The 12926-nt window shown below is 58.4% G+C and carries 11 protein-coding genes; 4 read left to right on the top strand and 7 right to left on the bottom strand.

All coding sequences use genetic code 11. The features are described from left to right. Window positions 1-113: 113 nt before the first annotated feature. The 6 genes from mtnC to EKK30_RS09090 all read right to left on the bottom strand — a co-directional run bounded on the left by mtnC (window position 114) and on the right by EKK30_RS09090 (window position 6826). Window positions 114-851, bottom strand: coding sequence for an acireductone synthase (gene mtnC, locus EKK30_RS09065; RefSeq protein WP_290983521.1), 738 nt, complete (start codon window positions 849-851; stop codon window positions 114-116). Between the two features lies 1 nt (window position 852). After that, window positions 853-1401 (bottom strand): acireductone dioxygenase, encoded by a 549-nt coding sequence (locus tag EKK30_RS09070; RefSeq protein ID WP_290983523.1) that lies wholly within the window; start codon window positions 1399-1401, stop codon window positions 853-855. Then, window positions 1398-2051: a methylthioribulose 1-phosphate dehydratase gene (mtnB, locus tag EKK30_RS09075; protein ID WP_290983526.1), complete on the bottom strand. Its 654-nt coding sequence runs from the start codon at window positions 2049-2051 to the stop codon at window positions 1398-1400. Before mtnB ends, EKK30_RS09070 begins: the two co-directional genes overlap by 4 nt. A gap of 93 nt (window positions 2052-2144) precedes the next feature. Next, complete coding sequence (gene rpoD, locus EKK30_RS09080; protein ID WP_290983529.1) at window positions 2145-4124, bottom strand: RNA polymerase sigma factor RpoD; 1980 nt, start codon at window positions 4122-4124, stop codon at window positions 2145-2147. A gap of 108 nt (window positions 4125-4232) precedes the next feature. After that, window positions 4233-6215, bottom strand: a complete 1983-nt coding sequence (gene dnaG, locus EKK30_RS09085) for a DNA primase (RefSeq protein WP_290983532.1) — start codon at window positions 6213-6215, stop codon at window positions 4233-4235. A gap of 173 nt (window positions 6216-6388) precedes the next feature. Continuing rightward, the gene (locus EKK30_RS09090) at window positions 6389-6826 is read right to left on the bottom strand and encodes a GatB/YqeY domain-containing protein (RefSeq protein WP_290983535.1); all 438 of its coding nucleotides are present in this window, start codon (window positions 6824-6826) and stop codon (window positions 6389-6391) included. A 169-nt stretch (window positions 6827-6995) separates the two neighbouring features. On the opposite strand from EKK30_RS09090, the gene carA reads away from it, so the two are divergent. The 3 genes from carA to EKK30_RS09105 all read left to right on the top strand — a co-directional run bounded on the left by carA (window position 6996) and on the right by EKK30_RS09105 (window position 9704). Next, on the top strand, window positions 6996-8195 hold the full coding sequence (gene carA / locus EKK30_RS09095; RefSeq protein WP_290983538.1) for a glutamine-hydrolyzing carbamoyl-phosphate synthase small subunit: 1200 nt from the start codon (window positions 6996-6998) through the stop codon (window positions 8193-8195). Window positions 8196-8348: 153 nt separating this feature from the next. After that, window positions 8349-8981: a hypothetical protein gene (locus tag EKK30_RS09100; RefSeq protein ID WP_290983542.1), complete on the top strand. Its 633-nt coding sequence runs from the start codon at window positions 8349-8351 to the stop codon at window positions 8979-8981. Between the two features lie 30 nt (window positions 8982-9011). Next, entirely contained in the window at window positions 9012-9704 is a 693-nt protein-coding gene (locus EKK30_RS09105) for a hypothetical protein (RefSeq protein ID WP_290983545.1), read from the top strand. 47 nt (window positions 9705-9751) lie between these two features. Here the strand turns inward: EKK30_RS09105 and EKK30_RS09110 are convergent, their stop codons facing one another. Beyond that, on the bottom strand, window positions 9752-11293 hold the full coding sequence (locus EKK30_RS09110) for a glycosyltransferase family 1 protein (RefSeq protein WP_290983548.1): 1542 nt from the start codon (window positions 11291-11293) through the stop codon (window positions 9752-9754). Between the two features lie 311 nt (window positions 11294-11604). Here EKK30_RS09110 and EKK30_RS09115 point away from each other — a divergent pair, with 311 nt between their 5' ends. Continuing rightward, window positions 11605-12831 (top strand): MFS transporter, encoded by a 1227-nt coding sequence (locus EKK30_RS09115; RefSeq protein ID WP_290983550.1) that lies wholly within the window; start codon window positions 11605-11607, stop codon window positions 12829-12831. Window positions 12832-12926 lie beyond the last annotated feature (95 nt).

Consider the following 12926-nt stretch of genomic DNA (forward strand, 5'->3'; position numbering starts at 1 on the left):
CGCTCCTCCAGAATTTGGCGTTATTTTTAGGGAGGCGCAACGGCGCGATCCCGCCAGGGATCATTCAGGCAAATAACGGCCCATTGAAGAACGCGATCGTTCGAAGGTATCGCTTAGGAGGCGGGGTTGAGGCCGAGAGTAATCTCGGAATAATCTGATATCTCGCGAAAATCCGGCGTGCTCGGCGTACGATCTTTGAGCACGTGCACGGTGGCTAGTCCCGCATCGCGGGCCGCCTCCAACTCCTTCACATTATCGGACATGAAAACGATCTCTTGAGGCCTGCGCCCGATCTGATCGGCGATGCGTTGGTATGAGGCCAGATCCGTTTTGGGTCCGATTTCCGTGTCGAAATAATCCTCGAATAGGCTTCGCAGGTTGCCCTCTTCCGTGAACTCGAAGAAGAGATGCTGAGCCTGCACCGACCCAGACGAGTAAATGTAGAGAGGGAATCCATCCACGTGCCACCGTCTAAAGGCGGCTAGCGCGTCTGGGAAAATGGGACTGACAAAAGCGCCAGAGCGGTAGCCGCTGTCCCAAATCATGCCCTGCAGTTTCTTCAAGGGAGGGGCTTTGACGTCATTTGCCTGCCAAGCTTCGATAGCGGCGATGGCATCGGGCGCGCCCGACAGATCGCGAGCCTGAGCGAGAATATCGCGGACTGCGGGATCCGAAGCGTTCGCCGACAGGTAATCCCTCAACTTCGCTTTCGCGTACGGAAACAGCACGTCCTGAACGAAGCTGATTGGACTGAGCGTCCCTTCGATATCAAGGAGAACCGCTGCCACATTGATGCGCAGCGGTGCGCGCTCAAGGGTGGGCTGCAGTGCTTGGGTGGCTTCGGCGCTCACGTCAGGCGGCTTCGAAAGTCGGCACAGTCTCAGCTATGGCATCGCCTGTGTAGTGAGCGACCCAGCCAGACGGATCATTGAAGAGGCGGATCACCGTGAAGGAGCCTTCGGGGCCGCCATCGAACCAATGCTTGGTCCCTTTCGGAACAGAGAGAAGGTCGTCGGCAGTACCCACGATCTGATAAACCTTATCTCCGACGTGCAGATAGAAGGCGCCGCTGCCTTCGACGAAAAACCTCACTTCGTCTTCGTCGTGCGTATGCTCGCTCAAAAACTTCTGCCGTAACGCTGGCCAGTTCGGATTCCCCGGCCGGATATGAATCACGTCGGCATTGACGTATCCGCGCTCACTTTTGAGACGATCAATCTCGGGTTTGTAGGCATCGAGGATTTCCTCGGACGTTGCGTCCGAGCTCAGCGGCCGTGCCGCTTTCCAACGTTCGAGCGTTGCTCCTGCGTGTTCGAGTTCTGCTTTGATCAGCGCGAAGTCGATCGTGTCGAGAAGGACATCGCTGGCGTCAGAGGCCGAATAAATGATGAGCTGCGTCATGGACGATAACTCCTGAGCATCATGGATTGTTGGAAGAGGGTTTCTAGCGCCTCGACGTGGCGACGTGCGTCCTGGGCCGTCTTACCCCAAGCGTAAAGGCCATGCCCCGCGAGCAGGTAACCTGGGGCGCGCACAGCATCGGACTTTACCGGCGTGCTGAGATACGCGGCGACGCGATCGGACAATGCATCGATGTCCTGATCGTTGGCGAAGATCGGCACCTCAATCGTCGTCTCATGGGTTTTGACGCCGCTCAGCGCTTTCTGAAGCTCCCAGCCATCGAGCCGCACCGCGCCGCCGGCGGCATGGGCGAGCCCGATGACCGTCGAATGCGGCCCATGAATGTGGAAGATCGCGCCGGTGTCAGGTTGTTCGACGTAGTGTCGTGTATGGAGCGCCGCTTCCGCCGAAGAGCCAGCGACGAGCGGTGCATCAAGTTTTTGGATGAGGACGTCGGCGCGAGTGAGCGCGCCCTTGTCGACGCCGCTGCGGGTGATGGCGATGCGTTCGGAGTCGATCCTCACCGAGAAATTGCCGGAGGTGGCCGGCACCCAATGCCGTTCGGCTGCGTAGCGTCCGGCGAGGATTACCGCATCGATCGCGGTTTCAGCCCGGGCGTCTGTTTCGAGGATCGTCAGTGCCACTGTCATGATGACAGTGATCCACTGATTTTATGATAGTTGAATGACTGATAACATCTTCCGTTATCACATAAAAAAGGCCGCTTTCGCGGCCCCTTCGTATCAGTTGTCCAGGAAGCTCCTGAGCTTCCGCGACCGGCTGGGGTGCTTGAGCTTGCGGAGGGCCTTCGCTTCGATCTGACGAATACGTTCGCGCGTCACCGAGAACTGCTGGCCGACTTCTTCCAACGTGTGGTCGGTGTTCATGCCGATGCCGAAGCGCATGCGCAGCACGCGCTCTTCGCGCGGCGTAAGCGAAGCCAATACGCGCGTGGTCGTGTCACGCAGGTTCGATTGAATTGCCGCTTCGATCGGAAGCACTGCGTTGCGATCTTCGATGAAGTCACCGAGGTGGGAATCTTCTTCGTCGCCGATCGGCGTTTCGAGCGAGATCGGCTCCTTCGCGATCTTCAGAACCTTCCGAACCTTCTCGAGCGGCATGGCGAGCTTTTCAGCCAACTCTTCAGGCGTGGGTTCGCGGCCAATCTCGTGCAGCATCTGACGCGACGTACGGACGATCTTGTTGATCGTTTCGATCATGTGCACCGGGATGCGGATCGTACGCGCTTGGTCGGCGATCGAGCGTGTAATCGCCTGCCGGATCCACCACGTAGCGTAGGTCGAGAACTTGTAGCCGCGGCGGTATTCAAATTTATCGACGGCCTTCATCAGACCGATATTGCCTTCCTGGATGAGATCAAGGAACTGCAAGCCGCGGTTGGTGTATTTCTTCGCGATCGAGATAACGAGGCGAAGGTTGGCTTCCACCATTTCCTTCTTTGCCTGACGGGCCTCGCGCTCGCCCTTCTGCACCGCTTTGACGATGCGGCGGTACTCGGGAATTTCGAGACCCGTTTCAGTTGCGAGCTGATGGATCTCGGCGCGGATCTGTTCGACCTGGCCGCGCTCGACCTTGACGAACTGCGTCCACTTCTTGCCGTTGTTGGCGACGCGATCAAGCCACGTCTGGTCGAGTTCGTTGCCGTAGTACTCGTCGATGAAGTGCTGACGCGGAACGCCGTAGCTATCGGCCAAGCGCATCAGGCGGCCTTCAAGGCCGATTAGCCGCTTGTTGATGGCATAGAGCTGCTCGACCAGGCTTTCGATACGGTTGTTGTTGAGCGAGAGCGATTTCACATCGACGATGATCTCATCGCGAAGCTTCTCATACGCCTTTTGCTGCTGACGGGAGCCTTGCTCACCAACGAGCTGCTGCTCGAGCTTCTTGTCCTGCTGCTTGCGGAGTTTCTTGTATGTCGACGCGATCTTATCGAACGTCTCGAGGACCTTCGGTTTGAGCTCCGCTTCCATCGCCGCGAGCGACATGGCGTTCTCGAACTCGTCTTCGTCGTCGCCTTCGCCGGGAGTCGTTTCGGAGTCACTCTCGGCGCTTTCGCTCTCGCCGGTCATCGCCGGCACTTCCTTGGCTTCCGGCCCTTCGTAGGTGGCTTCGAGATCGATAATGTCGCGGAGCAGAATCTTGCCGTCGTTGAGTTCGTCGCGCCAGATGATGATGGCCTGGAACGTCAGCGGGCTTTCGCAAAGGCCGGCGATCATCGCCTCACGACCAGCCTCGATGCGCTTTGCGATGGCGATTTCGCCCTCGCGCGACAACAGCTCGACGGAACCCATCTCGCGCAGATACATGCGGACGGGATCATCGGTGCGTTCGGCTGGTTCGGACTTGCCTTCGGACTTCGTGAGCGCGGACGAGCTTTGCGTGACGAGCGAGCGGCCTTCTTCCTCGTCGGCGACGTCATCGGCGCCTTCTTCTTTCTCTTCGCCTTCCTCGGTCTCAACGACCGTTATGCCCATGTCCGAAAGTGTGGCGTAAAGATCTTCGATCTGATCGGACGAAACTTCCTCCGAGGGCAGAACGGAATTCAACTGGTCGAGCGTGACGTAACCCTTGGCCTTGGCCGACTTGAGAAGGCGCTTGACGGCCTGGTCTGATAGATCGAGGAGGGGGCTGTCGCGCTCTGGCGCGTCGGCTGCCTGCTCTTTGTCTTCGGTTTTCTGGACTGCCTGCTGGGCGCGTGCCATTTCTGTTCCTTGTCGTCTGTGCCGCCCCTCAGGGAAGCGGCTCAATCAATACCTTGGCTCCGAACTGCTGCTGTCACAGTGTTCCGAGACCGGAATGCAAAGGCGCGCCTATCCGGCGCGCTTAACCACAGGAGCGTCGTCGTCGGGTCGGTCGAACTCTTCGTCCATTTGATCCATCGCCGCCTCGCTGGCGATTTGTCGTTTGATGTCGAGAAGGCGTATCTCGGCCTCTTCTGTGCAATCCCGATACCAAGCCTCTTCAGCCGCTTTCAGTGCAAGGCCAAGAACGACCTGTCGCTGATGCAACGCAAGAATGTGGTGCCAGGCGGCTTCGACATCGGTGACGGAGGCATCTGACTCGGCAAAACGGTCGCTGGCGTGCGTAATCGTTTGCGCGACGAGGTCCACCACCTTTGCAACCCCCGATTTGCTCAATTGGGTGCGTAAAGTTGCGCTGTCAAGTGAATTCTGGCGGGCGTGCAACGCTAAAATCTCATCCCGTAATATTGAAAGCGATGGTGCCGCGAATTCGATCGACGCAATCGCTTCTGAATGATCATCAATCAGCCAGGGATGGTTAAGAAGCGTTTTCATGATGAGAGCTTCACGCGGCGATATGCTCTGAACATGGCTAGCCAGCTCAGCACTTACCAGTGGGCCGCCCGGGAATGCGTCACGAGGTGTCGATTTCCTGCGTTCCCCGTTTGCTCCGCCTAGCCTATGGCGCTCTCTTTGACGCCAGTCCGGGGCTGCCACGGGCCGGGCATACGAGGAGAAGCCGCGGGGGGAATTCCCACGGGGCTCAAAGCGGCTCGCCGAGCGTTCACGTCCAAGCTGGTACAACCTATCGCGAAGTTCGCGCGCGTAATGGTTGCGGACGGCCGCGTCTTGAATGGAGGCCGTCAAAGAGTTCAGCCGTGCGTCCAGGGCGGCGCGCTGCTCAGGGGTGGCGATGGGCTGCGCTTTAAGTTCTCGTTCCCAAAGCACGTCGATGAGGGGCCTAGTCTTTTCCAGTATCGTCGTCATCGCGCCCGCGCCCTGCTGGCGGATGAGGTCATCAGGATCAAGCCCAGTAGGTAGAAACGCGAAAGATACGCTGTGTCCCGGTTTGACGCCCGGCAAGGCCACCTCGACGGCACGATCCGCTGCTTTCTGCCCAGCGCTATCGCCATCGAAGCAAAGGATCGGTTCTGGTGCAAAGCGCCACAGGAGTTTCAACTGGTCTTCAGTGAGCGCTGTTCCAAGAGGGGCGACAGTTTCCCCAAAACCGGCCTCTGCCAAGCTTACGACGTCCATGTAGCCTTCGACGACGATAACCCTGTTCTTGTCATGACTGGCAGTCCGGGCCCTTGCCGCGTTAAACAGGATATGACCCTTGTGGAAGAGGGGAGTTTCGGGAGAATTCAGGTACTTAGCCTGGGCATCCTTGTCGAGTGCACGGCCACCGAAGGCAATCACCCGGCCCTTGAGATCCAGGATCGGGAACATCACGCGGTTCCGGAAGCGGTCGTACGGCTCGGGGATGTCCTGGCCGGAGATCAGCATCCCGGCGGTGACCATGTCCGCGTTCGAAAAGCCTTTCGCTCTGAGATGGGTGCCCAGCGCCGTCCTCGAGTTTGGCGCAAAGCCTAAGCGGAAGCTTTTGATCGTTTCCTGTGCCAGACCCCGCTTTTCCAGGTAACGGCGCGCTTCCGCCCCTTGAGCCAAACGCAGCGCGGTCTCGAAGAATTCGGCGGACACCTCCAGCAGCCGGTAAAGGCGATCGCGCTGGTCTTCCTGTTCGACATTTCGCTCGACGGTTTTCGGCATCGGCACGCCGGCTTCAGCGGCCAATCGTTCGACTGCCTCGGGGAATTCCAGCCCCTCAGTCTTCATAACGAAGGTGAAGATGTCTCCGTGTTCACCCGATGCAAAGCAGTGATAGAAGCCCTTCTGGTCGTTGACGAAAAACGAGGGGCTCTTCTCCACCTTGAATGGTGAGAGGCCGCGGTATTCTCGCCCGGCCTTCTTCAGCGCAACCTTCCGGCCGACCACCTGGCTGACGGGCAGCCTGGCGCGGATTTCATCCAGAAAGTTGGGACTGAAGCGCATTACGCGTTGTTTGCCTCGGAGACGAGCCTGCCAAGCCGCAGCGGATTGGGAATCCTCGCGGCATACAAATCAATAGGTGATTCGTGCGGAACGCCGTCCGTTCAAGGCGTTGCGGGCGACTTCCGTACCCGCTTTCCACAGTGCCCGCTGATTGAGCAAATTCCGAGGCGGGGTTAGCCGAGCGCCGCCTTCACGGCGGCACTGGCCTTTTGGAAGTCCATCTGGCCAGCGAATTTCGATTTCAGCACGCCCATCACCTTGCCCATATCCTTGGGCGAGGCGGCACCGGTCTCCTTGATGGCCTCGGCGATGGCCGCCGTGACTGCGGCATCGTCCATCTGCTTGGGTAAGTAGGCTTCTATGATATCGATTTCCGCTTGTTCGGTCGCGGCCAATTCCGGGCGTCCGCCCGTCGTGTATTGAGCGATTGAATCCCGGCGCTGCTTTACCATCTTCGTCATCACCGCGAGGACGCCGGCATCGTCGAGTTCTTTCTTCGCTTCGATCTCAGCCGACTGAATGGCCGCGTTTATGAGCCTGAGTGTTCCCACTCGCTGCTTGTCGCCGGCCTTCATCGCCGTTTTGAGGTCCGCGTTGATCTGCGCGCGCATGGTGCGTCTCCTTGTTCCAACGACTGCTTTACGTGCTGCGCGCAGGCCGGGGCAAGTCTTTGACGAGTGCGAACTCTCGGCCGGCACGTAATTGACGTTGGTAAGGCGTTCCCATAGGTTCCGCCGCGACTTGCCCCCTACCACTTCTATTTCGACGAACGGATGGAAAATGACAGCACCTGAACCCTGGATCGAAGCGCCACTCACGGCGCGTCTCGTGCTCGATGACGGCACCGTCATCGCAGGGCGTGGTCTAGGTGCGACCGGCTCTGCCGTCGGCGAGGTGTGCTTTAATACCGCGATCACCGGCTATCAGGAAATCCTTACGGATCCGAGCTACGCCGGACAGATCATCACCTTCACGTTTCCTCACATCGGCAATGTGGGTGCCAATCCCGAAGACACTGAGACGTCAAATCTCGCTTCGCGGTCAGGCGTGCGTGGGTGCGTTCTGCGCGCCGACGTCACCGATCCGTCCAATTACCGCTCGGTCGAAAATCTCGACATCTGGCTCAAGACGCGCGGGATCATTACCATTGCAGGCGTCGATACGCGCGCGCTGACGTCGCGCATCCGTGAAGGCGGCATGCCCAACGGCGTCATCGCCCACGAGCCTTCGGGCAAGTTCGATATCGACGCTCTGAAGGCGGAAGCGAATTCCTGGCACGGACTCCTCGGCCTCGACCTCGTGCCGGAAGTGACCAGCGGCCAAAGCTATTCCTGGGATGAGCAGCGCTGGGTTTGGGACAAGGGCTATACGCGCAACGAGAACCCGGAATTCCACGTCGTTGCCGTCGATTATGGCCTGAAGCGCAACATCCTGCGCTGCCTTGCGTCCGCTGGCTGCAAGGTGACCGTCGTGCCGGCGAAAGAAAAGGCCGAAGATATTCTCGCACGCAATCCGGATGGCGTTTTCCTCTCCAACGGCCCGGGGGATCCGGCCGCAACGGGCGCTTACGCTGTCCCGGAGATCAAGAAGCTCGTAGACAGCGGCAAGCCGGTATTCGGCATCTGTCTCGGCCACCAGATGTTAGGTTTGGCGCTCGGCGCCACGACCAAGAAAATGCATCAGGGCCACCATGGCGCCAATCATCCAGTGAAGGACTTCACCACCAACAAGGTCGAGATCGTCTCGATGAACCACGGCTTCGCCGTCGATCGCGAGAGCCTGCCGTCTGGAGTCGTAGAGACTCACGTCTCATTGTTCGATGGCTCCAATTGCGGCCTGGCTCTCGAGGGCAAGCCGGTATTCTCCGTCCAGCATCATCCAGAAGCCTCGCCCGGCCCGCAGGACAGCCATTATCTCTTCACGCGGTTCGTAAACATGATGCGCGATCAGAAGGGCATGCCGACGACCCGCGAGCGGTGAGATAGCCACCACTGCTCTAACCGCGAAATTGGTGGACGCGCTGCGGAGGAATGACTTGCCTCCGCCCGGCGCCGCATAAACCTTGCTGAACTTTAAGATCGCTTCAGGCGCGGTTCTGAGTATAACGCAAGGAAAAAATCTCGGAGGAAATGCATGCGTTTGCAAATACTCGTCGCCGCCGTTGCTCTTGCCGCCGCGTCGCCGGTATCTGCCGCCGGAACGGACTGCTCGGCAGACGTTCTCACCGCCATAAGAAAGCAGCTCTCCCTGAAGGCATTTCGCGTCGAGTTCTCGCAGCCGACGGCCGAGGGCGAAGCGCATATGCGCATCGACTATATGCCTCCCCTCAGAATGCTCCAGACGGTCACGTCACCAGCAATGCCTGGCGAGCAGCAGACGATGCTGGTCGAGAACCGGGCATTTGCGGGCTCGGGAGGTAGCTTTGAAGAACTGCAGCCGCAGTTTACGCAATCGATCATTGCTGAAGTCGCCGAAGCATTGGCGCGGCCGAGCAAGCTAGAGGGCTACGAGTGCCTCGGCACGGTAAAATATGAAAACCAGGATCTTCTCGGCTATCGCTTCGAAGACAGAACGCACGCGCTGAAAGACCCATCTAAGGTCATCGCGCGGACGATCTATGTTGATCCGGCGACTGGCCTGCCCGCGTATAATGTGATCGGTCCGCTTGCGGATGGCGCGAAGCCCTTGCGCGAAGTGAAGTATTCCTACCCCACGGACATTGAGATCGTTGCGCCGGCAAATGCGCCTGTGCAAAAGCTCCGATAACACCGCCTTCGGCATCGATTGGGATCACCTATGCGCCGCATCGTTCTTTCCATCATCGCAACACTTGCTATCGCTGGCGCCGCCTCGGCGCAGATTGCTCCTCCCAGCCCTTCCGACGCCAAGCCGAATGCAAATCCATGCCGCGATGAGGTTTCGGCCGCGCTGCAGAAGCTGCGGAAATCGTCATGGTTCCGCATGGAAACGAACATGCTCACCGAGAACGGGCCGATTGCCATGAAGGTCGACTACGTTCTTCCGGACCGTATGCACCAGACGGTGACGTCGAAGCTCACCAATCAGACAACAGAGATCATTTTGGTTGGCGATGACGCCTGGGCGAAGCAAGAAGGCGGGTGGCGTGCGGTCCCGCAGAAAATAGCGGCTCAATTGCGCGAGCAGATGGACGACACGGTCGTCAAACAGCAGAGCGACGTCGGCAACTACGCTTGCAAAGGCCGAGCGCAAATCGATGGCCGCGATGTTCTGAGCTACAAGTTGGAAAACGAGGCTGAGAAGGGCTCCGCGCCGCAGAACCAAGCCTTCCGCATGTTTTACGTGGATGCGATGACTGGGCTTCCTTCAAGTAACGTTCTTCTGGCGCCGGGCCACGAGGACAAGCCGGTCTTCAAGACGACCTACTCCTATCCTCTCGATTTGAAGATCGATCCGCCGAAGGACCCGCTGCCCGACAAGTCCCCGGACGCCGCGGCGGCTCCGAAGTAATGACAAGCCGTCGACGATTGATCTGATCGTTCGACATCTTGCGACTGCTAGTTTTTAGCTGGCTCTCTTGCCGCGGCATACTGGGCGCCTACCGCCGAAGCGGGCGCGAGAAAGTCACGATCACTATCCGCCTTATGTTGCCGGAAAGCCAAGCCCGACCAGCGGTTTTGCCTTCGCGTGTGAAGGCCCTCGAGCAATATCCGCCACTGCTTTGACGTTGTCTCGACGGTATATCGGTCCAGTACTGCATCGCCGGCTTTCAGCAGATCTTTCCTGAGAGTGAGCGCTTCCGTTCCATAGAGCAGGCGTTCAAGCTGGCTAGCGACCGCATCCACGTCGTAAGGATCGGCATAGAGAACAGCATCGCCCATCACCCAACGATGGACAGGGATGTCGGAGACGACGCCCGGCGTACCGAACTGCAAGGCTTCCATTGGCGTGAAGCCGAAGCCTTCTCCGTATGAGGGGAAAACCAAAGCTTCAGCATTGCGGTAGACATTGGCGAGTTCCGGAAAAGTCAGGTCCATCAGATGAATGATGCGGCCAAATTTGACGCCGGAGGACATCGCAGAAAGCGTTTTTTCGAAAGTCCACCCCGGTCGGCCCACAATGACGAAGCGCAGATCTTCGTCCCGGTTGCGCTCGATGAGGCGTTCGAAGGCCGCGATGGCACCTGGGAAATTTTTTCGCGGCTCCAGAGTCGACACCATGACGATGTACTTGGGATCGGCGGGGATTTCAGGCTTGCGCTTGATGTTGGGCACCGAGACGAATGAGCGACGCGCCTCGATGATGCGGGTGATGGGGATGTCGTGAATCGGCACGCTTCGATGATCGGGAAGCGTGTAGGGAACGACGAAGGCGCGATCTTCCAGCTCTGGGAAAAGCCGAACGAGCTGATCTTGGGTCACCCCAGAATTGCAAACGAAGTAGCTGTCCGATTTGGTCGCAACGATCGCTTGATAATGCTGCTTGATCTGCATTTCATCAGCAAACGTGTCCGGAGAAATGACAGGCAAGGGATCGTGATAGCGAATAATTTTCGTCGTCAGCGGATGCGCTTTGACAACGCGTGTATCCTGGAAAATCAGGAAATCGTAGCCCGACGTATCAAGCGTTCGGCGCGGGAACGACAATTTCTTTCCCGGTTTCTGAAGTTCTTCTTCGCTGATCGGCGAGAATTTATAGTTGATCGAGCGCATTAACGCGCGGTCGGAAGGAAGTAGCGTTTTGTCCAGCCGAGTACGCCAAATTGCGTCGAAGAAGAGTTCTTTGTCGATCGGTCCGACCGAGTAACTTTCGCGGGATCGAAGATATTTGGTGACCGCATTTCCTATCTTGCGCTGAAATTTCTTCAGCTGCCCCGCGTGCGGCTGGTGTTTGGGAATGAGGTCGCGGAAAATGGCGGTTGAAACGTCGAGCGCGGAAACCTCGTGGGGCGAACGAGAACGATCAAATTGCGTCGGATGTAGCAAAGCATCGACGTTGATGCCGGGAGTCGACGCAAGCGTCTTCAGAAGAAGTCGCGTATCCTGCGGAATGCCGCTGTAGCCGTGCGTGGCGAGAAAAGTGTCGTAGAGCACGTTCATGGGTAGGCAATGTCCCTGACATTGCAGTTTTTTACGAGGTATACGCCCCACGCAGATCCCGCTATCCGCCATCTTTCCAATTGACAGGCGTCGAGGCCCCGAGGAGTCCCTTCTTGAGGTGCGTCAAATACGGCTTGTGCGTTGAATGCCCACGGCCAGTTACTGGGCAAGTGCTCACTTAATTGCAGTCGAGGTTCCGCTGCGACAATCGCGATCAGCCCATCGGACGATGCCCGCGCGGATGGCAGCCATGCTCCTATGAACGATGTTTCTCGCCCGCGGCGGCGTTAGAAGCTCGTCCGGAGATTCTAATGTCAGCCATCGATTCACCTCGCGCCGCGCTACGGGCGCCGGTCGCAAGCGCCTCTCTCGCAGTCCTGTTCGCAGTAAGCTTCTGCCATCTGCTCAACGACGTGATGCAGTCGTTGCTGGTTGCGATTTATCCGATGCTGAAGGCCAACTATCGGCTCGATTTCTGGCAGATCGGCCTGCTGACGATGGCCTTTCAGATCACGGCGTCGTTACTGCAGCCTTTCATCGGTCACTACACCGATAAGCGCCCTGTTCCCTACTCCACGAGCATGGGCATGGGTTCGACCTTCGCGGGCCTCATTTTATTGGCGTTCACGTCGAGCTACCTCGGTCTGCTGATGGGCGCAGCGCTCGTTGGCGTCGGATCGGCAATCTTTCATCCGGAATCATCGCGCATCGCCAGGCTATCCTCCGGTGGACGGCATGGTTTCGCGCAATCGCTTTTTCAGCTTGGCGGTAACTTCGGCACCGCGATCGGCCCCCTGGCGGCGGCCTTCGTTGTCGTGCCGCACGGTCAGCCGAGCCTCGCGTGGTTTGCGGCAATCGCGCTTTTGGCGATGGCAATCCTTTGGAAAGTCGGCGAATGGGCTTCCAGCGCTACTCCAAAGCGGAAAAGCGGCATCGCTGGAGCAGGGCTGATTCATTCGCGGGGTCGAACGGCCGTGGCGTTGGCAGTGCTCGCATTGCTGACGTTCTCGAAGAACATCTATACGGCGAGCTTTTCGAGTTTTTACACGTTCTACGCCATCCACGAGTTCGGCGTGTCCGTGCAGGCATCTCAATTGATGCTGTTCGCATTCCTGGCGGCCTCTGCCGTGGGCACGATCCTGGGCGGCCTTTACGGCGACCGGTTCGGGCCCAAGGTCGTGATCTGGTTTTCGATCGTCGGCGCCTTGCCGTTCTCGCTGGCACTGCCTTATGCCGACCTCACGTGGACTGTGATTCTGTCCGTCATCATCGGCCTCATCCTGTCGTCGGCCTTTCCCGCGATCGTCGTCTTTGCCCAGGAGATCATCCCAGGGCGCGTTGGCATGATCTCAGGAATCTTCTTTGGCGCCGCTTTTGGCATTGCCGGCATCGCAGCAGGGGTTCTGGGCCTCGTAGCGGACGCAAAAGGTGTCGCCTACGTGTATGAAATCTGCTCGTTCCTGCCTTTGCTGGGGCTTTTGACGGTGTTCCTGCCGGGCACCGACAGGTCTGAATGTGACAACGTAAAAACAGCTTAGAGCGTCAGCTAGGCAAGGAACATCGCGGTGCGGTAATTTCGGGGTTCCCCCGGCGCGATGCTTTGCCTATAAGGCCCCCTTAGCCCTACGTTCCA

The organism is Hyphomicrobium sp., from assembly GCF_003987855.1.
Classification (GTDB): domain Bacteria; phylum Pseudomonadota; class Alphaproteobacteria; order Rhizobiales; family Hyphomicrobiaceae; genus Hyphomicrobium_B.

Bases quoted from the DNA above. Each gene is read 5' to 3' on its own strand.
- EKK30_RS09070 (WP_290983523.1), bottom strand. From the start codon at position 1,401: ATGACGCAGCTCATCATTTATTCGGCCTCTGACGCCAGCGATGTCCTT.
- mtnB (WP_290983526.1), bottom strand. From the start codon at position 2,051: ATGACAGTGGCACTGACGATCCTCGAAACAGACGCCCGGGCTGAAACC.
- rpoD (WP_290983529.1), bottom strand. From the start codon at position 4,124: ATGGCACGCGCCCAGCAGGCAGTCCAGAAAACCGAAGACAAAGAGCAG.
- dnaG (WP_290983532.1), bottom strand. From the start codon at position 6,215: ATGCGCTTCAGTCCCAACTTTCTGGATGAAATCCGCGCCAGGCTGCCC.
- EKK30_RS09090 (WP_290983535.1), bottom strand. From the start codon at position 6,826: ATGCGCGCGCAGATCAACGCGGACCTCAAAACGGCGATGAAGGCCGGC.
- carA (WP_290983538.1), top strand. From the start codon at position 6,996: ATGACAGCACCTGAACCCTGGATCGAAGCGCCACTCACGGCGCGTCTC.
- EKK30_RS09100 (WP_290983542.1), top strand. From the start codon at position 8,349: ATGCGTTTGCAAATACTCGTCGCCGCCGTTGCTCTTGCCGCCGCGTCG.
- EKK30_RS09105 (WP_290983545.1), top strand. From the start codon at position 9,012: ATGCGCCGCATCGTTCTTTCCATCATCGCAACACTTGCTATCGCTGGC.
- EKK30_RS09110 (WP_290983548.1), bottom strand. From the start codon at position 11,293: ATGAACGTGCTCTACGACACTTTTCTCGCCACGCACGGCTACAGCGGC.
- EKK30_RS09115 (WP_290983550.1), top strand. From the start codon at position 11,605: ATGTCAGCCATCGATTCACCTCGCGCCGCGCTACGGGCGCCGGTCGCA.